This is a genomic window from Streptomyces calidiresistens (assembly GCF_014141525.1).
Lineage (GTDB): Bacteria > Actinomycetota > Actinomycetes > Streptomycetales > Streptomycetaceae > Streptomyces > Streptomyces calidiresistens.
In genome coordinates, this window is sequence record NZ_VKHS01000951.1 from 1 (window position 1) to 1,864 (window position 1,864).

1 protein-coding gene and 3 tRNA genes are annotated in these 1,864 nt (G+C 73.5%); 3 read left to right on the top strand and 1 reads right to left on the bottom strand.

Annotated elements, in window-relative coordinates; translation table 11 throughout:
- Positions 1–248 precede the first annotated feature (248 nt).
- Complete coding sequence (locus FOE67_RS24450) at positions 249–611, bottom strand: metallopeptidase family protein (RefSeq protein WP_182666997.1); 363 nt, start codon at positions 609–611, stop codon at positions 249–251.
- 244 nt (positions 612–855) lie between these two features.
- On the opposite strand from FOE67_RS24450, the gene FOE67_RS24455 reads away from it, so the two are divergent.
- From FOE67_RS24455 to FOE67_RS24465, 3 genes are all read left to right on the top strand, one after another.
- Positions 856–928, top strand: a tRNA-Glu gene (locus FOE67_RS24455).
- Positions 929–967: 39 nt separating this feature from the next.
- A tRNA-Asp gene (locus FOE67_RS24460) sits at positions 968–1,042 on the top strand.
- 27 nt (positions 1,043–1,069) lie between these two features.
- Positions 1,070–1,143 (top strand) — tRNA-Phe (locus FOE67_RS24465).
- Positions 1,144–1,864: the final 721 nt, after the last annotated feature.

Consider the following 1,864-nt stretch of genomic DNA (forward strand, 5'->3'; position numbering starts at 1 on the left):
GTGGAACACGGCGGGCTGCGGACCCGACGGGCGGAACGGACGGGACGGGGCGCACGGGTCGGGCACCTCCGGGGGAAACGGCTGGAGTTGCCCTGCTCAACGCCCGGACCCGCCCCCGGGACACGGCCCGGGGGCGGGCGGGTTCCCATCGCCGCGCGCCGGTCGGCCACGCGCCCGCCCCGGGCGGCCGGGACCGCCGAGCGGGAGCCGCCCCGGGACCGGGGCGGGGCCCCGCGCCGGCGGGCCGGTCAGGCGTAGCCGAGGGCGTGCAACCGCTCGTCGTCGATGCCGAAGTGGTGGGCGATCTCGTGCACGACGGTGATCTCGACCTCCTCGACCACCGCCTCGCGGTCCCCGCCCTCGCGCGCGCACATCCGCAGCGTGGGGCCCATGTAGACGGAGATCCGGTCCGGGAGGACCCCGGCGTACCACTCGCCGCGCTCGGTCAGGGGCGTGCCCTCGTACAGCCCGAGCAACTCGGGTTCCTCGGGCGGCGGCTCGTCCTCGACGAAGACGGCGACGTTGTCCATCAGCCGGGTCAACTCCGGCGGGATGCGGTCGAGCGCCTGACTGACGAGATCCTCGAACTCCTCGCGGCTCATCTCCAGCACACCGCCATTGTGCGGCACCCCGACCCGGGCGGACCGGTGCGCGGGGCGGGAAACCGCGCGGGAGACGGTCCGGTACCCGACCGCGCGACGGGGCGCGGCCCCGTCCACCGGGCCCCGGGGCGGCCGTGACCCCCCGTCCCGGCGGCCGACGGGCCCGGGCGGGAGAAGGTTTTGGCGATACCGCCGGCTATCCCATATGCTTCTCACGTCCCCGACGGCCAAGCGCCGGTCAGGCGGGCCACCAGCCCTCATCGTCTAGTGGCCTAGGACGCCGCCCTTTCAAGGCGGTAGCACGGGTTCGAATCCCGTTGGGGGCACGCACCACCGTGTGCGAGACTGGTCTCGCACATCTCCAAGGTCCTGTGGAGCAGTTTGGAGTGCTCGCCACCCTGTCAAGGTGGAGGCCGCGGGTTCAAATCCCGTCAGGACCGCTTGCAGTTCATCTCGGTGAGCTGCGTGGCTGGGTAGCTCAGTTGGTACGAGCGTCCGCCTGAAAAGCGGAAGGTCGCCGGTTCGACCCCGGCCCCAGCCACCGGAAAAAGAATGTCCCGGACGCCATCCCGTCCGGGACCTTTTCGTTGTCCGCCCCGGCAGAGGCGTGTCCCCGGAAACGAGGGGGCGACCCGATGAACCCGCTCCCGGACGGCCGCCCCGTCGACAGGACCACGGCGGTTCCCGCCGTGATCGTTTCGACGGTCCCGTTGGTCCCGGGGATGTCGATGTACCGACAGGGTGCCTCTCCGTGGTGGCCGCTCACCGCCGGGCCCATGCTCCCCGCTCGCCTGCCACACCGCCCACCGGCGGTTCCGCGCCCGCCGCGCCCCGCGCGTCCCCGAATCGGAGCGATGACGGGAGGGTTCGACGTCCCGCCCCCGGAGCGGTGACCGCGTTCCCGGCGGTGCGGGGTGAAGGGCGTCGTGCCGGCCGGAACAACCCGGGCGTCCCGGACGCGAGCGGTCATCGGGGTCGGCCCGGGGTTCCGTTCCCCCGGGAGGAAGCACGCCCTGCGTCCGGGCACTGCCGGCGGCGCTCCTCCCCCGCCCTCCGACGGGGGTGTCGTCGCACCGTCGGGGTTCGGCTTCCGGCGCCCCCGGACGGACGGGTCGGCCGGGACGGGGGGGGATGGGCGTCGTCCTCCTCATCCGCCTCCTCCCGGGTGACTCCTTCACCGATGTTCCCCCGTGATCACGGATATGGGTTGGCCGGGTGCGGGTGGGGGGTGAGACGCTGGGGGGCGGTATGTCCACTCACGC